Here is a 24,795-nt window from a genome sequence, read left to right as displayed (position 1 = left end):
AGACGTTCTGGTTACTTGATGTAGGTGAAGGCGGTGGTGACGTGTTTCACGCCGCTCACCCGGCTGGCGATATCGGCCGCCGCTTTTCCTTCACGGTCAGTGACCAGACCCAGCAGGAACACTTCGCCGTTTTCCGTTGTCACTTTCACGTTTGAGGATTTCACCTGGTCCGAGCCCAGCAGCTGGGAGCGAACTTTGGTGGTGATCCAGGTATCAGACGACGCGGTACCCAGGCTGATTGGCTGCCCCTGACGGATTTCATTGAAGACTTCCGTGGTGCCCTCAACGCCCATTGCGATCTGTTTTGCGCGGCTGGAGAGTTCGGTATTCGGCGACTGGCCCGTCAGCAACACTTTGCCCTGATAGGCCGTGACGTTGATACGCGCTTCTTTCTTGATTTGTTCGTCTTTCGACAGCGCACTGTTGACGCGCAGCTCCAGCGTACCGTCATCGACCTGTGTCCCTACGGAACGCGGGTCGGTTGCCGCTTTAGTACCAACCGCGGCGGTACCCACGACAGCCGCAGCGATACATCCCTGAAGCAGTAATGCAGACATAAGGACTGCGAGGGTCGATAAAGCCTTCATAAGAACTCCTTAATCATCCTGGTGAGGGAAAAGCGTGTTATCGATCAAATCGCATAAGCAGTTCACCGTGAGCATATGCATCTCCTGAATGCGCGCGCTACGGTGAGAGGGAATGCGGATTTCCACATCCTGCGGCCCAAGCAAACCCGCCAGCTCACCACCGTCATAGCCTGTTAAGGCAACGATAGTCATGTCGCGGGTGACGGCGGCTTCAACGGCTTTGACAATGTCCCGGCTGTTGCCGCGCGTGGAGATTGCCAGCAGAACATCTCCGGCATGACCCAGGGCTCGCACCTGCTTTGCGTAAATCTCATCATGCAGACGATCGTTAGCAATCGCTGTTAAGACCACATTATCGGTATTAAGTGCAATGGCGGGTAAACTCGGTCGTTCTGTTTCAAAACGATTGATCATGCTGGCAGCAAAATGCTGTGCGTTGGCGGCTGAAGTGCCATTGCCACAACAGAGGATTTTGTTGCCGTTGAGCAGGGATTGCACCAGCGTCATGGCGGCACGAGAGATAGCGTCCGGAAGGGCTTCCGCCGCTGCAATCTGAGTCTGGATGCTTTCAGTGAAGCACACTTTAATTCTTTCGAGCACGTTATCCCTTTTAAATCTTAATTATGCGTCTTCGCCAAAAGCGTTTTTCAGCCATTCGATCGCATTGCCGGTGAAGGCTACCACATCGAACCGGCAATCCACAGTATCAAAACTCCCATTATGGTGGGCAAGCCACAAGTGGGCAGTCTGTAATAATTTATGTTGTTTGGCGAGCGTCACGCTGGCGGCAGCGCCGCCAAAACGGGAAGACTGTCGGTAGCGAACTTCTACAAACACGATGACCTCACCGTCTTTCATGATGAGGTCGATTTCGCCGCCACGTCCGCGAACGTTAGCGGCGATAAAGTGCAGTCCTTTGCCTTCAAGCCAGCGACGCGCTTTTAATTCCCACGCGTCACCGGTCTCTTTACGGCTTAACTGGCCGGGACGATTTGCCCCTGCTGGTATTTGAGCCATGATAACTTCCTGTTAATCACACAATCCTGAGTGGCCGTCAGATCGCCGGTATTGCCGTTAAGCTCAAAGCCCGGCACCTGACGCATCTGGGTAAAGTGGTTCGCCAGCGCCCAGGCATCGACACCCATGGCATACAGACGTGCCAGAGAGTAGTCGTTGCGGACGGTGCTCAGCGCCTGCTGCATCAGTGCCGGGTTACTGCCTGCGAGCATGGGAATTTCGCTGTACTGCAGGCCGTCCATCTCCAGACGGAAATCCGGGCCGGCGGTACCTTGCGCGCTGCGTGAACTGGCGTACAGCGTTGCGCCGCTCTGGCTACCGTTACGCATTGCAATCATCGGTTTGATGAAGGCGATTTCCTGCGGGGTGGCAACGATATACGCTGCATCCACTTTACCGCCACCGCTGATCTGCGCGTCGGTAGGTGGCGCAGGGATCGACAGACCGCCAATGGTCACACTCTGCTGCTGCGGCAGGCTTGCGCTGACCGGGCTGCCGTTGAGGGCAATGCCCGCTCCACCATTGACGCCCGCGCGCAGTTCAGACGCGGAGCCGAATTTCTGCTGCAGCACAATGCCGCCGCCCAACTTCTGCCACTCATCGGCAAAAGCATTAGCAACGCGATCCCCCAGCGTACTGCGTGGGATAAGCAACAGCGGAGCCTGTTTACCCTGCTCGTGAATATGACGCGCCGCATCGCGGGCTTCATCTTCCGGCGACAGCGCGAAGTAGCAAATATTGGCACGGTTCTGAACCTGCTCTGGCTGGTTGAGTGCCAGCACGTTCAGCGTGGTATTGCTCTTCATCAACTCTTCGACATTGTTTTTCAGCAGCGGGCCGACAACGATGCTCGCACCATCCTGTTGAACCTGCGCCAGTACCTGGTCAAGCGGCTTCGAACTGGTGTCGTAGATTTTCAGCTCAGCACCCGGGTTTGCGCTGGTGGTGGCCACCGGCGGTGTTTGCGCGGCAGGTTGTGCCGTTTGTTCTGCGGGCGGTGCAGGCTGAACGTTCTGCGGTTGAGGTTGTTCAGACGCGGCGTCAGTCGCCGGAGCTGCTTGCGTTTCAGCCGGCGCTGGCGTTGCCGTCGTAGGGGCCGTTACCGGGTTCTGCATCGTTCCCTGTGCCGGCGTCTGCGCGGTGGTCAGGTCACTGGTTTCAGCGGCGGAAGGGCTAACCACGTCATTCACGTTTGCCGCCTGTGCCGCCTGGGTCGGCACTGCGCTGCCCGTCACTGGCGTCGTGCCGTTTTTCGCGGCTTCAAAACCCTGTTGAATAGTGCGACCGAATACCGCCGCCTGACCGTTTAAGGGCAGAAGGAGTGCAATCTTGCTGGTCGAGGCCGGCTTAAAGTTCTGCACGTTTACCAGCTGCGTCGGCAGCATTTTCGCGCCCGGATTCTGCGGGTAGCGGGTCTGCCAGTCAGTGATACCGGCTTTCAGCATCTTCGGATCGTTGCGGTTGTTAAACCACATCTGCTGCAGATCCAGCCAGCCCTGCAGGACGTTTTCATCTGCATTGATCACCAGTGCACGCGCCTGTTCCTGCGTCATAGAGGCCAGCGCCTGCCACGTGGCATCGATATTTTTCTGCTTATCAGCACCGCCGAGCAGAGGCTCCTGGGCGATCAGCGCACGGAGCAGCGTCAGGGAAGGGCGGCCCTGTTCAGCGGTAATGCCCGCCTGCCAGAAACGAGCCTGCTGATTTTTGTCCAGCGCGCTCACGTCGATATCCCCGAGGATCTTTTTCGCGGCTTCGTAATCTTTCAGCGCGACTTTCAGCTCGGCAGAGAGCAGGCTCTGCTCACGACGCTGAACATCATTCAGATCTTTTGGCAACTGGTTGAACAATTCGGCAGCCTGCTGGGTTTTACCCTCTTTCAGCAGTGCACGAATGGCGAGTAATTGCCAGTTGGTCTTGGTATCATTTGAGCTCTGCGACATTTGTTGCAGATAAAAGCCAGAGTCAGCCTGAGCAGAACCCTGCAAATGGGCGGTGCTCTGGTCGGGTGCCTGGGTGCCACAGCCTGCAAAGATCAGGGCTGCCAGCAGGAGCGGCACGCTGCGCGTGGCTTTTTTTCGAAGAAACGTTAACGGTACCATACTGTATCCAGTGATTTTTTTTACGCAATGCTCAATATTAAATCGGCAATACGGACGAAACAATGAAACAACACGAAACGGCAGATAATTCTCAAGGCCAGCTCTATATTGTACCTACTCCTATCGGGAATTTATCTGATATTACCCAACGTGCGCTTACCGTATTGCAGGCTGTTGATTTAATTGCCGCTGAAGATACCCGACACACAGGCTTACTGCTCCAGCACTTCGCCATTAGCGCGCGTTTGTTCGCGTTACACGATCACAATGAGCAACAAAAAGCCGAAACGCTGGTGGCGAAGCTGAAAGAGGGGCAGAACATTGCCCTGGTTTCCGATGCGGGTACGCCGCTGATTAACGACCCCGGCTACCATCTGGTGCGTACCTGCCGTGAAGCCGGGATCCGCGTGGTGCCGCTGCCTGGCCCATGTGCGGCTATCGCGGCGCTGAGCGCTGCGGGTCTGCCTTCCGACCGCTTCTGCTATGAAGGTTTCCTGCCTGCCAAATCCAAAGGACGACGCGACGTGTTAAAAGCGCTGGAAGCTGAACCGCGCACCCTGATTTTCTACGAATCTACGCATCGCCTGCTGGAAAGCCTGGAAGATATGGTGACCGTCTGGGGGGAAGCCCGCTACGTGGTGCTGGCACGCGAGCTGACCAAAACCTGGGAAACCATTCACGGCGCACCAGTAGGAGAGCTGCTGGCGTGGGTGAAGGAAGACGAAAACCGCCGCAAGGGCGAGATGGTGCTGATTGTCGAAGGACATAAGGCGCAGGAGGACGCATTGCCTGCCGATGCGCTTCGTACACTTGCGCTGTTGCAGGCTGAACTGCCGCTCAAGAAAGCGGCTGCGCTGGCGGCAGAGATCCACGGCGTGAAGAAAAACGCACTGTATAAGTATGCGCTGGAGCAGCAGGGGTAATATATCGGCCCGGCAATCACGCCGGGCCAGTTTATTTTACTTCGCGGGAATGGCCTCGTACACCAGCGTTTCCAGCGGCTGCAGCGTAATCACCACGGCCTTTTGATACTCTCCTGGTACGCTTGTGTTACTGCCGTACACGGCGTTCAGACTGAACTGCGCCATGCCCCCTGTTGGGATTTCAAAGTCTTTTGCCAAATCCAGATAATAGCTTTGCGGCTTATCTGACGGGTTTCGCAAGCCCAGAATGGCTTTGTCTTTGCTCCAGGAGGCCCAGCCGTAAACCTCAAGCGCCGTCGGGTCACCACCGATCCAATGCGTATCCACCAGCACGCTGGCGTTATTTCGCGCCCATTTTGCTGCCTGCGCCAGGGTGTCCCATTTCACCTTATTCAGCATTGATGGCGTGATATATAACTCCTGCAGTTGCGTCCCTGTGGCGAAGTAGCTCCAGACCTGATCGGCAAAATCGCTGTCCGTTTGCACCTTCTCCAGTCCGTAATAGGCATTTTCCGCGCTAACTATCCCGTGGTACATCAGCGAGTTCAGCGGGAACAGTGGGCCTTTACGCACAATAGAGCGGTATGTTTCAGCATCGCGGTAGGTCATCCACTGCTGTACCGGCGTGCCGGGGCCGTAAAGGTTGATGTCATCCCCCTGACGCCAGATGGAGTCGGCATAGAACAGCCAGGACGGGCTGGCGTCGGTACCGGTTGTCAGGTTGATAAACAGATTGGGGTTTGCGCTGCGCATGTTATGCAGCAGGGCGATAGACGCATCAAAATCGGACGCGAACTGGCTGCCAGTAATATGCGAGTTGGCGTTACCCATCCCGTCGAGCTTAAACGAGGTGATATGTTCGTTTTTAATCAGCTTGATGATCTGCTCATTGAAGTTTTTGAAGTAGCGCGGGCCCGAGAGAGCCAGCTTCCCGTCTACCGTTTCGAAGCCGTATTCTTTGGCGTGGGAGACGCGAATATCGCGCGGCTTATTATAACCTCCCCACGGTGAGAGCCACAGCCCGACGGAGCTGTGCAGACTGTCCGCTTTTTCCCTGACCTTACCAAAGCCGTGGCTGAAGGCCGGGCCAAACAGCCAGCGTCCGGTACGATCGTCCCAGCCATCGTCCAGCAGGAACGCATCCAGCGCCACGCCGCGTCCGGTGATAAATTCTTTATTCCACTCATCCATCCGCCCCAGCACATCCTGTTCGGTGTAGGGGTTAAAGAAGCCGATATCCATCCAGCTGTTGTAGTGCAGATAGGGTTTGTACGCCCGTGGGCGCACGGCGTCGATAAACTGGTTTACGCTACGGCGCAGCTGGCTGGTTTCCGGGAACGTGCCAAAGTAGGTAGTAAAGCTGATCGGCGCGTCGGGCTGAACCGGCGTTTTCAGCTCCACGTTCAGATTGGTCGTCGCTTCATAGGCATACGTATTAACGATGGGCTTATCCGGCAGGATAAAGAACGAATCAGCAATAATGGGCGAGCTGTTGATGGCACCATCAACGTACGGCGCCTGAGACTGTTTTTTCGTCGGGAAGAAGGTGATTTTCGCCACCTCTCGCGGCTGGCCGACGGCCGCAATGGTGTAATCAATACTGGCGTATTTTCCCTTCACCAGATTCAGCTTCACCGTCACGTTAAAATCCGGACGGGTGAAATCAATGACAATCGCGTTGTCCTGCTTTTCTACATGCTTAATTGTAAAGTCTGCAGTATGAATTTTGGTCTCATCCGGCAGGGTCAGAAAGAACAGCTCCTGCGGCGTAAGCGGATGGTTAGCCGTTTTGTCTTTCACTACTACCGTTGAACTGGCGTCATCAAACGAGAGGGTAATGGAGTCGTTATCGAGTGCGTATTGCGCTGCCGCCGCGCCATGAGAAACACACAAGGCAAGCATCGAGAGTGTGAGCACTTTTTTCATCAGGGTAAGATCCTTATTAGTAATGCTTCAGCATTCGGGTGATGGACTGCTCCAGCCAGTAGCGCTGGGTGCCGAAATTAATGCGCAGGTAGTGTTCGCCGTTTTGGACATAGTGGCTGCCATCTTCGAGGACGACGCCAGCCTGATGGGCGAAATGTCGGGTCAATTCAGTGGCGCTACGTTCATCTGCGCTGACGTCAACCCAGGCCAGATACGATGATTCCGGGTTCATCATTTTCCAGGCCGGAAAATGGGTCTGGATGGCCTCTGCCAGATAGCCAGCGTTACGGCGCAGATAACCATTCAACGCGTCGAGCCATGGCAGACCATGCTGGTAGGCAAGAATAATTCCCCATATCCCGAATATATTGGGTGAGGTGATGGCGTTCTTCTCAAGCTGGTGGCGAAAGCGCTGGCGCAGGGTGGCATCCGGAATGATGGCGTAGGAGGTTTTCAGCCCGCCAAGGTTGAACGCTTTATTCGGGGAGGTCAGCAGGATCAGATTGTCCTGCGCCGCGCAGCCGGATGCCAGACAGCTGACGAAATGACCGTCCAGAATATGTTCGGCGTGGACTTCATCAACCACCAGAAGGGTGCCGTAGCGTTGACAGAGGTCTGAAACCTGGCGTATCTCATCGGCGTGCCAGATCCTGCCGGAAGGGTTATGCGGCGAGCAGAAGAACCACAGTTTTGGACGGTACGTTCTGAGCTGTTCTTCCACCAGATTAAAATCAAGCTGGTAGCGATTTTCCCTCACGCACAGTGGGTTTGCCAGTATCGCTACCCCCTGACGCTGGGCGGCCATGGCAAACGGATCGTACACCGGTGTGTTCATCATCACCGTGTCGCCAGGTTTACAAAACGCCTGAACCGTATAATGCAGCGTGGAGACAGTACCGTACGTCAGCGTGATCCACGATTTATCGACGTCAACCTGATGTCGTTCGCGCTGAAAGGCGATAACCGCATCGTAAAATTCGTCAAAGCACCAGGTGTAGCCAAAGGTGCCATGCTCCACGATGCGCTGGAAACCTTCTGTCACGGCAGGTGGGGAGGTGAAATCCATATCGGCAATCCACAGCGGGATAAAGCCTTCAGGCACATCACCAAAGCGCGAGCGGACAAAGGCGTGATCCCATTTTCGACACCGGTCGCTTTTACGCTCAATGATTTCGTCAAAATTAAACACCACACCCCCCTGTTAAATTAAGGCTTCAATGCCGGTTTTTACGCTTTGCACCTGCGGGCCGATGATCACCTGGACGCTGTGCGCATCCAGCACCACGACGGACAATGCACCGGCCTCTTTTAACGCCTGCTGGTCGATGAGACTCATGTCTTTCACCACCAGACGCAGCCGGGTAATGCAATTATCAAGCGACTCGATGTTCTCTTTACCGCCGAGCGCACGCAGGATAAGCCCATGATCGTATTTCGATTTTCCGCGTGCCCGGGTATTGGCCTCGACGGCCTGCTGTGCACCCTGGATGTCCACTTCACGGCCCGGCGTTTTAATATCGTGTTTGAGGATGTACCAGCGAAAAACGAAGAAGTAGAGAGCAAACCAGGCAATGCCTACCGGGAATACCAGATACCATTTGGTCGACATCCCTTGCATGACCCCGAAGATAAGCAGGTCCAGAATGCCGCCGTCGGTGTTGCCGATGGTCACCCCCAGCAGAGCCATGACCATCAGGGCCAGGCCCGACATCACAATATGGAAGGCGTAAAGGGCAGGAGCGATAAACAGGAACAGGAATTCAATTGGCTCGGAGATCCCGGTGACGACGGAGACCAGCACGCCGGAGAGCAGCAGGCCTTTAATCACCGGGCGGTTTTCCGGGCGGGCCGTGCGATAGATGGCGTATGCCACCGCCGGTAAGCCGAAGATAAAGGTCGGCATAAAGCCCTGCGACAGGAACGCGGTAACGTGCGGGCTGAACGGCAGACCCGCTTTCAGTTCGGCGTAGAAAATGTTCAGCGCCCCGGCGACTTCATGACCATTGACCATTTCAATACCGCCCGCGGGCGTGAAGCGCACCATCGCCAGCAAAATATGGTGCAGGCCAAAGGGTTTGAGCAGTAGTACCCCCACGCCGTAGAGGAACGGGCCGAACACGCTGGTGCTCTGGATAATATGGCCAATCCCGGTAATGCCCAGCGCAACATACTCCCACAGCAGGGGAATAAACAGCCCCACCAGTGAGAGGGTGAGGGCGGTGATAATCGGCACAAAACGAATGCCGCTAAAGAAGGCGAACGCGTCGTGTAAAACGGTATCCTGAAAACGCTCGTGCAGGAAAAAGGTTATGACCCCAACCACGATACCGCCCAGCACACCCATCTCCAGGGTTTGAATGCCCAGTACCATCGATTGCCCGACTTGTCTCATGGAGGCGGCATCGGCAAGCTGGTGGGTCGCAATCAGGTAATAATTGATGCTCATGTTCATCAGCATATAGCCAACAAACCCGGCAAAAGCGCCCACTGCTTTGTTGCGTCTGGCCAGCCCCATTGGGATCGCCATGGCAAACATGAGGGGAAGATAGGTAAAGGCGAAGCCGCCGACCATGGCAATAAAGCCAAAGGTGAGCTGAGTTAATTCGCCGCCCAGAAAGGGGAAACTTTTGAGGGTGGAGGGGCTAGTAACAGAACTACCGATACCCAGCAATAACCCCATAAAGGCCAGAAGGGAGACCGGGAACATAAAGGTCTTTCCCAGACTCTGAAAAAACTCCCACGCTTTCGATTTAAACGACTTTTCCTGTGTCATGTAGGGACTCCTCGGAATTATTTATCGTAATGGAAGGCGCTGTCTGGCTTAAGGACGCGCCTTCATATTTGCGAGGCTTATAGTTATTTTTGAGTTATTGATGTTCTATGCGATGAGATCAGGCTTCCGCCGGGAGCAGCAATCGGTTCGCCGAGCCGCACACGGTGATTTTGCTTCTGACCACGTCTTTCATGGCATCCATGCCAACCCGCATGTAGAAACGTGGATCGTTGCCCTGCGGGTTCTCGGCAAACCAGGCCTTAACGGCGCCAGAGAACGCAATTTTTAGCTCGGTTGCCACGTTCACTTTGCAGACGCCCAGCTCTATGGTGCGGCGAACATCGTCATCCGGCACATCACTCGCCCCGTGCAGCACCAGCGGTACGCTCACCACGTCGCGGATTTCAGCCAGCCGCCGGAAGTCGATTTTTGGCCGTTTGGTATAAAGACCGTGAGCGGTTCCGATGGCCACGGCCAGGCTGTCGACGCCGGTCAGCGCAACGAAGCGTTTCGCTTCCTGCGGGTCGGTCAGAAACGCGCTTTCAGCGTCCACGCTCATGTCATCTTCCACGCCGCCCAGGCGGCCCAGTTCGGCTTCAACGCTGCAATCGTTGAGGTGGCAGAAGTCGACCACTGATTTCACCAGCTTTACGTTTTGCTCAAACGGATAGTGGCTGCCGTCGATCATCGCGCTGCGCACGCCCGCGTTAACTTTGCGACGAATGTCGACGAGTGATTCGTGATGATCGAGATGCAGTGCCAGCGGCATGTCGTAGGTGGTGGAGTACGCGCTGCACAGGGCGTAGATCTCTTCCAGGGCAATGTGCTTAAAGGTGCCCGGCGTGCCCGCGAGGATCACCGGCGATCGCATTTTACTACACACTTCGAGGATCGCCTGGATCGTCTCCGCGTTATGGATGTTGAACGCCGGTACGGCGTAGCCTTTCGCCTGGGCATCCAGAAGAAGATATTTTGTCGAAATAATACTCATGATCGGATCCTCTTAAGCCTGCCACGGATGAATAACGACGCCCTGCACGACACGGTTAACCGTGCCGCTGGCGGACGGTGTATCCGGGGTATTGCCCACACGAAGTGACTGAGACAGGGCAAAGACCTGGGCGTACATCAGGAAGCAGAAGGCCTGCTCCATATCGATAAACGTGCGGGCAGGGGGCAGCAGGATATGCGGGCCAGCCTCAACGACCGGATCGGTTTCGGCGGCAATGGCCACCACGCGCATGGCCTGACGATCGCGGCGCAGCTCAGCAAGCAGATCCAGATCGTACTGCCGCGTATAGGGGTGGCTGGAGACAAACACCACCACCAGCGTTTCGCGATCCACCAGCGATTTGGGGCCATGACGGAAACCGGTTGGGGAATCGTAGAACGCCGCCAGCTTGCCTGCCGTTAGCTCCAGCACCTTCAGCGCCGATTCACGAGCGGCCCCCTGCAGACCCCCGCTTCCCAGATAGACGATCCTTTTCCACGGATCGTTACCAAAGACGCTCTGGCTGAAATCGCCCAGTGACGTGAGGATCGTCTGGCAGCGATCGGCCACATCGCGGAAGGTGTGGCTGTTGATCGTCTCCGGGGCGAAGATTGCCAGGCAGCTTGCCATCATGGTGGTAATGCTGCTGGTCATCGCGAACCCGCGATCGTGTGTTTCGGCAGGCATCAGCAGCGCATACGCGTTATCGCTGTTTACCGCGGTCTGATAAAGGCTTCCCGCCTCATTACAGGTGATCGACAGGTGGTAGCACTCCGGCACACACTGGTTTGCCAGTTCAACGGCGGCTACGCTTTCCGGACTATTGCCGGAACGGGCAAACGACACCAGCAGCAGCGGGTGTGCGGCGCTCAGGTAGTCCATCGGATTCGTGACCAGATCGGTCGTCGGTACGGCGGTAATGTTTTTCCCGGTGTGGCTGGCGAGCCAGGGCGCAATGATGTCGCCGATAAAGGCCGAGGTGCCTGCCCCCGTCAACACGATCCGTAGCTCGTGCTTGCGCAGCAGCGGCGTCAGGAAGTTATCGATCGACGCGCGCAGGTTATCGATATTGTTGAGTGAGCGGATCCAGCTGGCAGGTTGCTGGCGGATCTCTTCTTCGGTCCATGTGCCGGTGGTGGCGGTAGTGTTGGTTTCTGACATAACTCAGTCCTTAGTCGTGTGAATTCCACATCAGACGCTGGCAAACGTGTCGCTATCTTTCGTTTCGTTTCACTTGTTCACTTAAGCAGTTAAATAAAATCTATAGAAAAGAAATCGAAAGTTCAATTAAAGAAAAGAAATAAAACGAAAAGTGTGATCGGCAAAGAAAAGGCAATGATTAAGGAAAGGAAAAGAAAGACCTTGCGATCGCTTGCCGCAAGGCCCAATAACGGGACAATGAAAGGTCTAAAGGGGAAGAGCCAAACCCTGGATCCAGATCTGCTGAAGGTATAAGCCTTCATCCAGCGCAATCATATTGGCACGCTTGCCCGGTTTTAATGAACCGAGCTGGTGATCAATACCCAGCAATCGGGCAGGGTGCAGCGAGGCCATATGGATCGCATCCGCTGGCGTTATTCCCGCCTGCGCCACCATATTGCGCACGGCGGCATCGAGAGACAGCGTGCTGCCTGCAAGCCCACCGGAAGCGGTGCGTACCACCCCACCGTGCATGTTGACCTCGTCGCCACATAGCCTGTAACGTCCGTCGGGCATCCCTGCGGCCTGCATGGCATCGGTAATCAGAACGATCCGCTCTTTGGCACCGCAGGCGCACAGCCGCAAAGCACCCGGGTGAACGTGATGCCCGTCGGCAATCAGTTCCAGCCATGCCCGCGGGTCCGTCAAGCCTGCACCGACCATACCGGGTTCACGATGATGGAGCCCGGTCATGCCGTTATAACAGTGCACCAGCCCATCAGCGCCCGCCTCAAAAGCGGCAAGCGTTTGATCGTACGTCGCGGCGCTGTGGCCGAGCATGACCCGTATCCCACGCTGCTTAAGGTGGCGAATGGCCTGCAACGCACCGGGTTTCTCCGGTGCCAGAGCGACAACCCTGAGGGTGTGTTGCGATACTTCAATCAGCGAGTCCAGTTCGCTGACATCCAGCTCACGAAACAGCGCAGGCGGATGTGCCCCTTTGTTCTGTGGCGTAAAATAGGGACCTTCAAGATAGCTGCCCAGTATCTGCGCGCCAGGACCCCCGGACATACAGCGCCGGGCGATGCGTGCGAGCACCCGGTGGACAGTCTCCAGCGGTGCGGTGACGGTCGTCGGTAAAAAAGCCCCTGTGCCTTCACGCGCTTTATGCATCGCCAGCGTGTCCAGCACCTCTGGGGCATCATCCATCACGTCCACACCCGCGCCACCGTGAACGTGGGTATCGATATACGCCGGGCAAAGCTGGTCGGCATCCCGGGCATGCACGCCAGCTGGGATCGGCTCGATGGCGGTGATAATTCCGCTCTCCATGCGTAGCTGGTGATCCTCCAGCCAGCCCTGCTCGGTCAGCAGACGACGCGCGCGCAGCACCTGACTCATATCCCTTCCTCAGCGGGGGCTTCCTCACGACAGCGCCCCAGCTCATCCACCAGGCTGGTCAGGCCGCGATGCCCGCATTCCAGGGCCTGCAGACGAAAGGCTTCGCTGCTTAACCCGTCGCGCTCCAGTACCATCTCAAGCAACAGTTGCAGGTTTGTACCGGTAATCACTTCGCTGCCGGGTCTTTTCATGGCGAGTGTTGATGCCACCCGGAACGGCGTCCCCCCGAGCAGATCGGTGAGAAACACAATATCGTGCTGCTCGTCCAGTTCACTGACTGCCTGTTCAAGCTGCGCGGTCAGCCGCGCGGTGGTGGAGCTTTCAGGAAAATCGATGGCGATAAACTGCGGCTGCTCGCCGAGGATTTGCTTCATCGCCTGTTCAAGCCCGCTGGCAAACCCGCCGTGACCCGTCAAAATAATGCCTAACATTGCGACCTCTTTGCTTTACAGGAAGTGACAGAACTTACCGACAACCCCCAGCACCACGGTGATACCGATCAGGCGCAGTGGGGTCCAGCCGCGACGAACCAGCCAGAACATGGTCAGGGTATAGACCAGCGGCAGGAAAGCGGGCATCAGTTTATCGATAACGTCGGCTTGCAGCTTGACCACCGCATCCCCGGCCTTGATTTCAAGCGTGGTGTTGAGACGTACGTAGGTTGCCACCAGCGCGCCAATGACCGTCATCCCCACGATGGAGGCCGCGTGGCCGACCTTTTTGGTATTGGCTTTAATCAGCGGGATGGCAGCCACACCCATCCGGTAGGCGTAATGTGCCAGGCCAAAACGCAGGCCAAGATGCACTACGTTAAACAGCACAATAAAGACCACCGCACCCAGTATGGAGCCTTGCAGGGCAAGGCTTGCGCCGATCCCGCCGCAAATTGGCAATAGCGTAAGCCAGAACATGGCATCGCCAATGCCGCCAAGCGGTGCCCCCACGGCAATCTTGGTGCTCTGGATACTGTTGACATCCTGCTTGGAGCGTTCCATCGCCAGGATGATGCCAATGACAAATGTCACCAGGAATGGATGCGTATTGAAGAAGCCCATATGGCCTTTCATGGCGCGGGCCAGATCCCGCTTGTTGGTATGGATCTTTTTCAGCGCGGGCAGGAGGCCATACAGCCAGCCGGAAGCCTGCATACGTTCATAGTTAAACGAGGCCTGCAGCAGCATCGAACGCCAGGCGACACGGTTAATATCCTTTTTCGTCAGCTCGGCACCAATATGTTGATCTTCATAGACGTTTTCATTCACGCCCGTGAGCAGCGTCTCTTCGTGGTCAGAAACGCCAGGCAGCGTAGTTTGATTAGATGCCATCTTCGAATTCCTCTTTCTGGGCTGCAGGTGTCGCCGGTTCAGGCGATTTACGCATCAGGTCAATCAGCGCCATTGCCAGCGCGGCCGCGGCAATCGCCAGCACCGGCATTTTCAACCAGGCTGCGGCAACAAAGCCGATGATAAAGTAAGGGATATAGACGTTTTTCATCATGATTTTCAGCAATACGGCGAAGCCAATCGCGGGCATGATGCCGCCGGCGACGCCGAGGCCGTCAATCAGACGTTCCGGCAGCACATCAATGGCGGTTTTCGCGTGTTCAGCGCCAAAGTAGATCGGCAGGAAGGCACACAGAAAATAGAAGATACCGAGCGCCAGCAGTGCCAGATAGTTGACCCTTTCGATGCCGTTCGTGTCCGCATTGGCTGCCATGCGGTCACAGCGGGACATCACTCCGGACATGACGGAGAACAGGAAAGTGATCCCCATCTGTACCGCAACCGCAAACGGGACGGCGACCCCAACGGCGACATCCGGCTTCACACCGGTGCTGATCGCAAACGTGGTGCCGACAATCGTGCCGATAATGACGTTTGGCGGTTGCGCGCCGGCCAGCGGAGCCAGCCCCATCCAGACCAGCTCCAGCGTACCGCCCGTTAAAATACCGGTGTGCAGATCGCCCAGAATGAGGCCAACCAGCGGCCCGAGCACCACCGGGCGGTGCATGTGTGTTAACCCGTTAAACATATCCAGGCCCGCGATAAAGGCGAGAATGCCCAGCGCGAATGCCTGCAAGAGACTAATTTCCATTGTGAATCCCTCAGAGCAGTTTAAAGAGATCCAAAGCAGTCTCAGTCGGAACACCCTGAACGAAGCATTCCACTCCGGCGGCTTTCAGGCCGTTAAATGCGGCAATATCGTTCGCATCGACAGAGACCGTTTTGGCAATTTGTTTTTTGCCACTGGCGTAATGCAGGTTTCCTACGTTGATACGGGTGATGGGCACGCCGCCTTCGACCAGCGTCAGAAAATCCGCGGGTGATTTGCAGACCAGCAGAATTTTCTGGCGCTCGGCAGCGCGATGAATGTTGTCGATCACTTTTTGCAGCGACCAGAAACGCACGGCGATCCCTTCTGCGAGCACCATCTCCATCAGGTTTTGTTGAACCGGATCCTCAGCGACTTCATCATTAGCGACCAGCACCAGGTTGGCCCCCGCAAACCCAACCCATTGCACACCTACCTGACCGTGGATCAGGCGTTCATCGATGCGGCATAAGACAATGTTTGGCATAGCGCTTTCCTCTTTTTAATTATGCGTTTTGAGTCGTTACGCCTTCGCAGGCGGCATGGTACTGCTGGAGTATGTCCTGAATGTGGTCGAGGATGAGGTCCCGTGGTGTCGACTTGAGAGCACCCTCGCGAACTTTGCTGTACTGCAACGGCAGGTACTGGCTGATCAGCGGCAGCGGGATCGGTTCGTCTGCCAGGTTGCGTACCAGTCGCGCAAAGGCTTCGTCAATCTGGCTGTCCGGCCAGTAATAGCGCACCCGATCGGAGTAGCTATACCCGCGTGCCAGGCGTCGCGCATTGCCATCACCGTGATAATGGCTTTGCCAGTATTCGGGGCGATCGAGCATCACGTTTTCCAGGACATGACGCAGGCCCGAACAGGCTTTTGCAGGCAGCAACTCTTCTTCAATGGCGGCCAGCGAGAACAACGCTTCACGCAGGGCAAAGGTCAGTGCCGGGCCAACTTTGAGGATGGCGAAGTGATCTTTCACCAGCTGGCGCAGCGCCTGCGGTGTCTGGTAGTCGGTAGAGTGCGCTTCAAATATCAGCGTGTCGTAAGCTTCAACCATATGGCTCAGGGCGACGGCGTTTTGCGGTTGATAGTCACACACATGTGCGTGGTCAAACTCAACGCCAGGCTGAACCACCAGGCCAATAATGCGTGGCCAGATGTCGCTTAACCCTTCTTTCTCGAACGCGTGGCGGTGAGCTTCAAGGGTGGCACGCGCGGCTTCAGGGGGCGTGACGGCAAGCTCGGTGAGCGTTTCATGCGCGCCGCCCGGAACCGGCACTTCCGTACCGATGACATAGACCAGGTCAGCGACATCAGCGTGCGCCAGGCTGGTTTTCTCCGCAATTTTCGCCAGGCGCGCCGCGCGCTCGGCAACGATGGCGTCGGTTAACGGAACCGGATCGTCTTCGCAGGACATGCTGCAGTCGAGGTGGATCTTTTTAAACCCGGCAGCGACATAGCTTCTGATCAGATCTTCGGCATTCGCCATCGCCTGCCGGGCAGGCAGGCTTTGCCAGCGGTTTGGCCCTAAATGATCGCCGCCGAGGATCAGTTGCGATGTCGGGAAACCAAGGGATTCCGCCAGCTTACAGACGAACCCGTGAAAATCGGCGGGCGTCATACCGGTGTAACCGCCAAATTGATCCACCTGATTAGAGGTGGCTTCAATCAGCAGCGGCGAGTGATGCAGTTGGGCGTAACGAATTGCGGCTTCAAGTACCAGTGGATGTGCGGAACAAACGGCATAAATCCCGTTCGCATTCCCCCGTTTATGTTGTTCCACCATTTCTGTCAGATGTTTCACTTTCCTCTCCATTTCGGATGGTGATGGTTTTCATCTTTCGTTTTGTTTCATTTAATCCTGCATCATGGTGATATAAAAATAAAACGAAAGATAATAGTTTTCCGATCTGTTTCACAAAAGAAACATAATGAAAGGTTTCAGCGACGAGAGAGTGCGCTGACTGGAAGCAGGCAGGGCTTGCATTCCCATAAAAGAAAGGCGTTAATAGACAAAACGAAATGAAACGAAAGACCATTTATTAAGGAGCTCGCATGAGCAGCACCGATTCATCCGCGGAGAAGCGCGTCACCGGCACCAGTGAAAGGCGAGAGCAGATCATTCAGCGGTTGCGGGCACAGGGAAGCGTGCAGGTTAACGATCTTTCTCATTTATATGGCGTTTCCACGGTGACGATCCGTAACGACCTGGCGTTTCTTGAGAAGCAGGGCATTGCCGTTCGTGCTTATGGCGGAGCGCTGATTTGTGAAGGCAATGCGCCTGGCAATGAACCCTCCGTGGAGGACAAAAGTTCGCTCAATACTGCAGTTAAGCGCAGTATCGCGCAGGCCGCCGCCGCGCTGGTGAAGCCGGGTCATCGCATCATTCTGGATTCCGGAACCACGACGTTTGAAATCGCCCGTATGCTGCGTCAGCACACGGATGTGATTGCCATGACCAACGGAATGAACGTGGCGAATGCATTACTGGAAGCGGAAGGGGTGGAGCTGCTGATGACCGGTGGGCACTTGCGCCGCCAGTCGCAATCTTTTTACGGCGATCAGGCTGAGCAGTCCTTACAGAATTACCACTTTGATCTGCTTTTTCTGGGGGTCGACGCCATCGACCTCGATCGCGGCGTCAGTACCCACAATGAAGATGAAGCCCGACTGAACCGGCGGATGTGCGAGGTGGCAGAGCGTATTATCGTGGTCACTGACTCCAGCAAATTTAACCGTTCGAGCCTGCATAAAATCATCGATACCCAGAGAATCGATATGATTATCGTCGATGAAGGGATTCCGCCTGAGAGCCTGGAAGGGCTGCGTAAGAGCGGGATAGATGTGGTGTTGGTGAAGGGATAAGTTGCCCCCCTCTCTTTGGGAGAGGGGGAAAACGATCACGTCACCGGTGCCGGGTTAAACACCGCCAGCTGGTTATGTAACCCCCATTGATCGGAGAATGTCTTCTTACGGCCGCTTGCCACGTCCAGAATGAAGTGGAACAGCTTCCAGCCGACATCCTCAATACTCTCTTCGCCAGTGGCAATGGTGCCCGCGTTGATGTCCATTAGGTCATACCAGCGGTTTGCCAGCTCGGTACGGGTGGCCATTTTAATCACCGGTACCGCCATCAGCCCGTACGGCGTGCCGCGCCCGGTGGTAAAGACCTGTACCGTAATGCCGGACGCCACCTGCTGTGTGCCACAGACAAAGTCGCTGGCAGGGGTTGCGGCGTAAATCAGGCCGCGTCTGGTGGGGCGCTGGCCCGGGGAGAGCACTTCAACAATGGCGCTCTGGCCGGATTTGGCAATCGAGCCGAGGGCTTTTTCCACCACGTTCGCCAGACCGCCTTTTTTATTGCCCGGAGAGGGGTTGGCGCTGCGATCGGTTTGTCCCATGTCGAGATAGTTATCGTACCAGGCCATCTCCTCAAGCAGGCGTTTGCCCACCTCTTCATTGATGGCGCGTGGGGTGAGCAGATGGATGGCATCACGCACTTCGGTCACTTCGGAGAACATCACCGTGGCGCCACAGCGGACAAACAGATCCGAGGCATAGCCCACCGCCGGGTTCGCCGTGACGCCTGAAAACGCATCGCTGCCGCCGCACTGAGTGCCTATCACCAGTTCTGACGCCGGGCAGGTCTCGCGCTGGCGCCGGTTCAGTTTTTCCAGATGGCGCTCCGCCACCTGAAGGATATCGTCAACCATTGAACGGAATCCGACGTGATGCGCATCCTGCAAACGAACAATGCTGGCCTCGTCGACCGGAATGGCATTCACATCTTCGGTGCCCTGCAGCAGACGCTCTGGCTGCAGCTTTTCGCAACCGAGACCAATGACCATCACTTCGCCACCGAAATTCGGGTTCAGGGCGATATTATGGATGGTACGAATCGGTACCACGGCCGCCGGAGCATTGATGGCCACGCCGCAGCCGTACAAATGGTTCAGACCTACCACGCCGTCGACATTCGGGTATTTCGGCAGCAGGTCGCGCTCAATGATTTTCACCACGTAATCCACCACGCCTGCCACACAGTGCACGCTGGTGGTGATACCGAGCAGATTCTTGGTGCCTACGCTGCCGTCCGCATTCCTGTACCCTTCGAATGTGTACCCTTCCAGCGGGGGCAGTGGCTCAGGAACCCGGGTGGCCAGGGGGAGCGTGTTCAGCGGCGGCGCTTCGGGTAGCTCAACCAGCGACTCCTCAATCCAGCTCCCCTGAGGAATGGCGCGAACCGCATACCCGATAATTTCGCCATACCGCACGATTTCACCGTGGGCCGGGATATCCACCAGAGCGACTTTATGCCCCTGCGGAATATGTTCAGTCAGCTCCAGCCCATCCGGGAAACGGGTGCCCGCTTTTAGACCGTTGTCGTTAACAATTATCGCCACATTATCCGTGTCGTGAACTTTGATATAGAACGCCGTCGGCGACGCTTGTCGAATTTCAATGTCGGCCATTGTTCAATATTCTCCAGCAAAATGTCTGATAGTAAATGCAGCCAGGGGATGTTTATTTTCTTATCGCAGAAATAAAGACGCAGCTTGAGTCAATAAAGAATGTCAGGAGACGAGATATCAAAATGTGATCCCGATCGCTCCTTAAAACCGACGCAGATGCCACCCGGCCAGCAATGCCTGATTCTGTGCATCAGCGCCCATCGCATTGTGCATATGCTCAAAATATTATCAAAACACGCCGCAATGCTTGAGCATTAAAACAATGTGCTGTCATGACGTGAGGATTATACTGAATGACGATTTTATAACGCCTAAATTAAGTCAGGAAATAAATATAAAGCTGACGCTGCGTCTGAAAATATAAATATGAACCTGAATAAGACTGCGGAATTAAAAAGGTAAACGCGATGAATAATGATATCTTCCCGAATAAGTTTAAAGCGGCCCTCGCGGCGCACCAGATCCAGATTGGCTGCTGGTCCGCGCTGGCAAGCCCCATCAGCACCGAAGTCCTGGGCCTGGCCGGTTTCGACTGGCTGGTGCTGGACGGCGAACATGCGCCGAACGATATCAGCACCTTTATTCCGCAGTTAATGGCGCTCAAAGGGAGCCATAGCGCGCCGGTGGTTCGCGTCCCGACCAACGAGCCGGTAATCATCAAACGTCTGCTGGATATTGGGTTTTACAACTTCCTGATCCCGTTTGTGGAAACGGAAGAGCAGGCGGTGCAGGCCGTGGCGTCAACACGTTATCCGCCGGAAGGGATCCGCGGGGTCTCCGTTTCCCATCGCGCCAACATGTTTGGCACCGTCCCGGACTACTTCACACAGTCCAACAGCAACATCACCATCCTGGTACAGATTGAGAGCCAGCAGGGGGTGGATAACGTCGACGCTATCGCTGCCACCGACGGTGTGGATGGCATCTTCGTTGGCCCAAGCGATCTTGCTGCGGCATTCGGCCATCTGGGCAATGCGGGTCATCCGGAGGTGCAGCGCGCTATTCAGCACATCTTTGCCCGTGCCAACGCGCACGGCAAACCGTGCGGCATTCTGGCGCCGGTTGAGGCGGATGCCCGCCGCTATCTGGAGTGGGGCGCGACCTTCGTTGCCGTCGGTAGCGACCTCGGCGTATTCCGCTCGGCCACGCAGAAGTTAGCGGACGCCTTTAAAAAATAACCATCATTGAGGAAACGAATTATGACGCTGAAAGTGGGTTTTATTGGCCTTGGGATCATGGGTAAACCCATGAGTAAAAACCTCATCAAAGCAGGTTACTCCCTGGTGGTTGCAGACCATAATCCGCAAGCCGTGGCCGAGGTGATTGCCGCAGGTGCAGAAACCGCAGCAAGCGCCAAAGCGATTGCTGAGCAGTGTGATGTCATTATCACCATGCTGCCAAACTCCCCGCATGTGAAAGAGGTGGCCCTGGGGGAGAACGGCATCATTGACGGTGCCAAACCCGGCCTGGTGGTGATTGACATGAGTTCTATCGCGCCGCTGGCAAGCCGTGAAATCAGTGAGGCGCTAAACGCGAAGGGCGTCGATATGCTGGATGCCCCGGTCAGCGGCGGAGAGCCCAAAGCCATCGACGGCACCCTGTCGGTGATGGTTGGCGGCGACAAAGCTGTTTTTGATAAATACTACGACCTGATGAAAGCCATGGCGGGCTCCGTGGTGCATACCGGCGATATCGGGGCGGGTAACGTCACCAAGCTGGCAAACCAGGTGATTGTGGCGCTGAACATTGCCGCAATGTCGGAAGCGCTGACGCTGGCCACCAAAGCGGGCGTTAACCCTGATCTGGTGTATCAGGCGATCCGTGGCGGCCTGGCGGGCAGCACCGTGCTGGATGCCAAAGCGCCCATGGTGATGGATCGTAACTTCAAGCCCGGTTTTAGAATCGACCTGCACATTAAAGATCTGGCGAATGCCCTGGATACCTCCCACGGCGTGGGCGCGCAGCTGCCGCTGACCGCCGCCGTCATGGAGATGATGCAGGCCCTGCGCGCGGATGGTCTGGGCACTGCCGACCACAGCGCGATTGCGTGCTACTACGAAAAACTGGCGAAGGTGGAAGTCTCTCGCTAATAAAAACGGACGCGGGAACGCGTCCGCTATTTTTGCCGAGTGCGGTAACAGGCGACAACTATGAAAATCGTAATCGCGCCAGATTCCTGGAAAGAAAGCCTTTCTGCCTCCGGGGTTGCTCAGGCGATTGAAAAAGGATTTCGGGAAATTTTCCCCGACGCACTTTATGTTTCGGTGCCGGTTGCTGACGGCGGGGAAGGTACGGTTGACGCGATGATCGCCGCCACCCAGGGCACTGAACAGTATGCTCGGGTCACGGGCCCGTTGGGTGAACAGGTAAACGCCCGCTGGGGTATGTCCGGCGATGGCAGCACGGCATTTATTGAGATGGCCGCCGCCAGCGGTCTGGCACTGGTCCCGGCCCCCCAACGTAACCCGCTCGTCACCACGTCCCGCGGTACCGGGGAGCTTATTCTCAGCGCGCTGGATAAAGGTGCCCGACATATCATTATCGGCATTGGCGGCAGTGCCACCAACGACGGCGGCGCCGGAATGATGCAGGCGCTGGGGGCCACGCTCCGCGATGCCAACGGTACTGAAATGGGTTATGGCGGCGGCAGCCTGATGGCGCTCAACAGCGTCGATCTCTCCGGCCTCGACGCCAGGCTAAAAGATTGCACAATCCACGTCGCATGCGACGTCACGAATCCGCTGGTTGGCGAGAGAGGCGCTTCCCGTATCTTTGGCCCGCAAAAAGGGGCGACAGAGGAGATGATCCTCACTCTCGACGCTAACCTCAGCCACTATGCCGATGTGATAAAAAAATCTCTGCGAATTGACGTGAAACAGGTTCCCGGTGCGGGTGCCGCGGGGGGCATGGGGGCGGCCCTGATGGCCTTCCTCGGCGCGGAACTGAAGAGCGGTATTGAGATTGTCACCCAGGCACTTAACCTCGAAGAACATATTCACGACTGCACGCTGGTACTGACGGGCGAAGGGCGCATTGACAGCCAGAGCATTCAGGGCAAAGTGCCCGTCGGTATCGCCCGTATCGCCAAAAAATACCATAAGCCGGTGATCGGCATTGCCGGCAGTCTGACCCGGGATGTGGGGGTCGTGCATCAGTATGGCATCGACGCGGTGTTCAGCGTGCTGAGCCGCGTCGAGTCGCTGGAAGAGGCTTACCGTGGGGCGTTTGACAATATTTACCGCGCCTCGCGCAATATCGCCGCCACTTTGCAGATAGGGATGCACGCCCAAGGGTGACAGCGGGGCACAAACCCTCTATACTGCGCGCCGAAGCTGACCAGACAGTCGCCGCTTCGTCGTCGTCCCCTTTCGGGGGGAGACGGGCGGAGGGGAGGAAAGTCCGGGCTCCATAGGGCAGGGTGCCAGGTAACGCCTGGGGGGGAAACCCACGACCAGTGCAACAGAGAGCAAACCGCCGATGGCCCGCGCAAGCGGGATCAGGTAAGGGTGAAAGGGTGCGGTAAGAGCGCACCGCGCGGCTGGCAACAGTCCGTGGCACGGTAAACTCCACCCGGAGCAAGGCCAAATAGGGGTTCACATGGTACGGCCCGTACTGAACCCGGGTAGGCTGCTTGAGCCAGTGAGCGATTGCTGGCCTAGATGAATGACTGTCCACGACAGAACCCGGCTTATCGGTCAGCTTCAACTTCTTACAAAACCCCGCTTCGGCGGGGTTTTCTTTTATCGGCCTTGCAAATTGCAAGCAAGTGCCACCCGATGCATCGCTCACACGACATCAATTATCACATTTGCGACATTAAGCACATTTCACTGCGTTCACCCCTTCAGGGTCTTTTTCACATCTGCTGGCGATCGTAATCACAAAATTTCGCGCTAAAGAATCCTGATTCTGCAGTATTGTTAATTTGTTATGAATGTTGCTTTTATGATCGTGAATGTTTTCTTATTTGATATATGTATATTGAATTCAAAAAGATTTAGCTCATGAATGTGTGATGCATTCCACTGTTTCCTGAAAGTCAGCAAAATCACCCCAGACAAATTTGATAAATTGAAAGAATGTTTTAAACGAATAACGGTTATTTATTAATCTTTAATTGCCTGAAAGATAGTCTTTATCGATTTTTTTAGCGCCGAAAAATTTACCTGTGTTATCGCCATAAAATAAATTTATTACTGCTCTTTTTGTTGATCAATATCAGCGTTATGACGTATTTATTTTAATGTAACTCATTGATAATAAGGTGTTTTAAAGGGTTGCCGTTATGCTGGTTAAGGGTGTGAAAAAGCAAATTGTGAGTAACAGCACATACCCCCGTCAGCCATATTGAGTAGAATCCACCCCGTCATAGGGAAATAAGCGCAGAATATTATGAACACTATTATTCTACCGAAAACACAGCACCTCGTGGTATTTCAGGAAGTCATTAAAAGTGGCTCCATTGGTTCTGCTGCAAGACAACTGGGCCTGACGCAACCTGCCGTCAGCAAAATTATCAGCGATATCGAATCTTACTTTGGCGTTGAAGTCATGGTGCGCAAAAACACCGGCGTTAAACTGACTGCGGCAGGCCAGGTATTACTCTCGTACTCTGAGTCGATCACCCGTGAGATGAAAAACATGGTGAGCGAGATTAACAGCCTCAGTTTCAGTACCGTCATGGATGTCTCATTTGGTTACCCGTCGCTCATTGGCTTCACCTTCCTGTCCGAAATGATCAAAAAATTTAAGGAAGTGTTCCCGAAAGCGCGTGTCTCGATGTACGAAGCTCAGCTGTCCTCTTTCCTGCCGGCCATTCGCGACGGCCGGCTGGATTTTGCCATCGGCACATTAAGTGATGAAATGCTGCTGCAGGATCTTCATGTCGAGCCGCTGTTTGAGTCTGAGTTTGTCCTGGTAGCCAACAAATCACGAACGTGCACCGACTCGACTACACTGGCATCACTCACGGATGAACAGTGGGTGATGCCGCAAACCGATATGGGCTACTACAAAGAACTTCTGACCACTCTGCAAGACAATCACATCAGCATTGAAAACATCGTTCAGACCGATTCCGTCGTGACCATTTATAACCTTGTCCTGAATGCCGATTACCTGACGGTTATTCCCCGCGACATGATTGCGCCATTCGGTTCCGACCAGTTTATTGTACTGCCGATGGAAGATGAATTACCCATAGCGCGTTATGCCGCCGTGTGGTCAAAAAATTACAGAATTAAGAAATCGGCGTCAGTATTAGTCGAACTGGCAAAACAATACGCGTCACTGACCAGTGAAAGACGACGATGATTAAATAACCCTCTGATAACGCGTTAACCTGTTTAAAAACACCCAGAGCTTATTTTATCCG

At 55.4% G+C, this 24,795-nt stretch carries 22 protein-coding genes and 1 other RNA gene; 7 read left to right on the top strand and 16 right to left on the bottom strand.

All coding sequences use genetic code 11. From position 1 onward, the window contains the following. Positions 1-11 precede the first annotated feature (11 nt). Genes dolP through BJ887_RS10975 form a run of 4 tightly spaced genes read right to left on the bottom strand, consistent with a single transcriptional unit; the run spans position 12 to position 3,706 of the window. Positions 12-587 (bottom strand): division/outer membrane stress-associated lipid-binding lipoprotein, encoded by a 576-nt coding sequence (dolP, locus tag BJ887_RS10990; RefSeq protein WP_014171764.1) that lies wholly within the window; start codon positions 585-587, stop codon positions 12-14. Positions 588-596: 9 nt separating this feature from the next. Next, complete coding sequence (gene diaA, locus BJ887_RS10985; RefSeq protein ID WP_003861754.1) at positions 597-1,187, bottom strand: DnaA initiator-associating protein DiaA; 591 nt, start codon at positions 1,185-1,187, stop codon at positions 597-599. A gap of 21 nt (positions 1,188-1,208) precedes the next feature. Beyond that, positions 1,209-1,604, bottom strand: a complete 396-nt coding sequence (locus BJ887_RS10980; RefSeq protein WP_121339873.1) for a YraN family protein — start codon at positions 1,602-1,604, stop codon at positions 1,209-1,211. Beyond that, the gene (locus BJ887_RS10975) at positions 1,562-3,706 is read right to left on the bottom strand and encodes a penicillin-binding protein activator (protein ID WP_121339872.1); all 2,145 of its coding nucleotides are present in this window, start codon (positions 3,704-3,706) and stop codon (positions 1,562-1,564) included. The genes BJ887_RS10980 and BJ887_RS10975 overlap by 43 nt, the downstream gene beginning before the upstream one ends. A gap of 62 nt (positions 3,707-3,768) precedes the next feature. On the opposite strand from BJ887_RS10975, the gene rsmI reads away from it, so the two are divergent. Beyond that, positions 3,769-4,629: a 16S rRNA (cytidine(1402)-2'-O)-methyltransferase gene (gene rsmI, locus BJ887_RS10970; RefSeq protein WP_014171761.1), complete on the top strand. Its 861-nt coding sequence runs from the start codon at positions 3,769-3,771 to the stop codon at positions 4,627-4,629. A 36-nt stretch (positions 4,630-4,665) separates the two neighbouring features. Here the strand turns inward: rsmI and BJ887_RS10965 are convergent, their stop codons facing one another. The 11 genes from BJ887_RS10965 to kbaZ form a co-directional block, all read right to left on the bottom strand. After that, the gene (locus BJ887_RS10965; protein WP_121339871.1) at positions 4,666-6,555 is read right to left on the bottom strand and encodes an enterotoxin; all 1,890 of its coding nucleotides are present in this window, start codon (positions 6,553-6,555) and stop codon (positions 4,666-4,668) included. Positions 6,556-6,571: 16 nt separating this feature from the next. Continuing rightward, positions 6,572-7,744: a MalY/PatB family protein gene (locus BJ887_RS10960; protein WP_049023353.1), complete on the bottom strand. Its 1,173-nt coding sequence runs from the start codon at positions 7,742-7,744 to the stop codon at positions 6,572-6,574. Positions 7,745-7,756: 12 nt separating this feature from the next. Beyond that, entirely contained in the window at positions 7,757-9,328 is a 1,572-nt protein-coding gene (gene malX / locus BJ887_RS10955; protein ID WP_121339870.1) for a maltose/glucose-specific PTS transporter subunit IIBC, read from the bottom strand. Positions 9,329-9,446: 118 nt separating this feature from the next. Next, on the bottom strand, positions 9,447-10,319 hold the full coding sequence (gene kbaY, locus BJ887_RS10950; protein ID WP_121339869.1) for a tagatose-bisphosphate aldolase subunit KbaY: 873 nt from the start codon (positions 10,317-10,319) through the stop codon (positions 9,447-9,449). Between the two features lie 12 nt (positions 10,320-10,331). Continuing rightward, positions 10,332-11,480 (bottom strand): SIS domain-containing protein, encoded by a 1,149-nt coding sequence (locus BJ887_RS10945; RefSeq protein WP_121339868.1) that lies wholly within the window; start codon positions 11,478-11,480, stop codon positions 10,332-10,334. Positions 11,481-11,726: 246 nt separating this feature from the next. Continuing rightward, positions 11,727-12,860, bottom strand: a complete 1,134-nt coding sequence (gene nagA, locus BJ887_RS10940; protein WP_121339867.1) for an N-acetylglucosamine-6-phosphate deacetylase — start codon at positions 12,858-12,860, stop codon at positions 11,727-11,729. Then, positions 12,857-13,291: a PTS galactosamine/N-acetylgalactosamine transporter subunit IIA gene (agaF, locus tag BJ887_RS10935; protein WP_106503516.1), complete on the bottom strand. Its 435-nt coding sequence runs from the start codon at positions 13,289-13,291 to the stop codon at positions 12,857-12,859. The genes nagA and agaF overlap by 4 nt, the downstream gene beginning before the upstream one ends. A 15-nt stretch (positions 13,292-13,306) precedes the next feature. Then, positions 13,307-14,185: a PTS N-acetylgalactosamine transporter subunit IID gene (gene agaE / locus BJ887_RS10930; protein WP_025202940.1), complete on the bottom strand. Its 879-nt coding sequence runs from the start codon at positions 14,183-14,185 to the stop codon at positions 13,307-13,309. Continuing rightward, positions 14,175-14,954: a PTS N-acetylgalactosamine transporter subunit IIC gene (gene agaW, locus BJ887_RS10925; protein WP_121339866.1), complete on the bottom strand. Its 780-nt coding sequence runs from the start codon at positions 14,952-14,954 to the stop codon at positions 14,175-14,177. Before agaW ends, agaE begins: the two co-directional genes overlap by 11 nt. A gap of 10 nt (positions 14,955-14,964) precedes the next feature. After that, entirely contained in the window at positions 14,965-15,438 is a 474-nt protein-coding gene (gene agaV, locus BJ887_RS10920; protein ID WP_014171751.1) for a PTS N-acetylgalactosamine transporter subunit IIB, read from the bottom strand. Positions 15,439-15,457: 19 nt separating this feature from the next. Beyond that, complete coding sequence (gene kbaZ, locus BJ887_RS10915) at positions 15,458-16,753, bottom strand: tagatose-bisphosphate aldolase subunit KbaZ (protein ID WP_229216838.1); 1,296 nt, start codon at positions 16,751-16,753, stop codon at positions 15,458-15,460. A gap of 251 nt (positions 16,754-17,004) precedes the next feature. Between kbaZ and BJ887_RS10910 the strand changes: the two genes are divergently transcribed. Then, positions 17,005-17,814 (top strand): DeoR family transcriptional regulator, encoded by an 810-nt coding sequence (locus BJ887_RS10910; protein ID WP_121339864.1) that lies wholly within the window; start codon positions 17,005-17,007, stop codon positions 17,812-17,814. Positions 17,815-17,849: 35 nt separating this feature from the next. On the opposite strand, the gene garD is transcribed toward BJ887_RS10910, so the two are convergent. Beyond that, a complete protein-coding gene (gene garD / locus BJ887_RS10905) occupies positions 17,850-19,421 on the bottom strand; it encodes a galactarate dehydratase (protein ID WP_121339863.1) in 1,572 nt (523 codons plus the stop codon). Between the two features lie 407 nt (positions 19,422-19,828). Between garD and garL the strand changes: the two genes are divergently transcribed. The 5 genes from garL to tdcA all read left to right on the top strand — a co-directional run bounded on the left by garL (position 19,829) and on the right by tdcA (position 24,734). Then, the gene (gene garL / locus BJ887_RS10900; RefSeq protein WP_040018767.1) at positions 19,829-20,599 is read left to right on the top strand and encodes a 2-dehydro-3-deoxyglucarate aldolase; all 771 of its coding nucleotides are present in this window, start codon (positions 19,829-19,831) and stop codon (positions 20,597-20,599) included. A gap of 21 nt (positions 20,600-20,620) precedes the next feature. Next, complete coding sequence (gene garR, locus BJ887_RS10895) at positions 20,621-21,511, top strand: 2-hydroxy-3-oxopropionate reductase (protein WP_041162871.1); 891 nt, start codon at positions 20,621-20,623, stop codon at positions 21,509-21,511. Between the two features lie 60 nt (positions 21,512-21,571). Continuing rightward, a complete protein-coding gene (gene garK / locus BJ887_RS10890) occupies positions 21,572-22,717 on the top strand; it encodes a glycerate 2-kinase (RefSeq protein WP_121339862.1) in 1,146 nt (381 codons plus the stop codon). Between the two features lie 32 nt (positions 22,718-22,749). Beyond that, positions 22,750-23,128, top strand: an RNA gene (rnpB, locus tag BJ887_RS10885) — RNase P RNA component class A. A gap of 685 nt (positions 23,129-23,813) precedes the next feature. After that, positions 23,814-24,734 carry a transcriptional regulator TdcA gene (gene tdcA / locus BJ887_RS10880; protein WP_121339861.1) on the top strand — a complete coding sequence of 307 codons (921 nt, stop codon included), beginning with the start codon at positions 23,814-23,816 and terminating at the stop codon, positions 24,732-24,734. Positions 24,735-24,795: the final 61 nt, after the last annotated feature.

The organism is Enterobacter sp. WPR_3_1, from assembly GCF_003635055.1.
GTDB classification, from domain to species: domain Bacteria; phylum Pseudomonadota; class Gammaproteobacteria; order Enterobacterales; family Enterobacteriaceae; genus Enterobacter; species Enterobacter ludwigii.
This window is presented reverse-complemented; position numbering and strand designations above follow the sequence as displayed.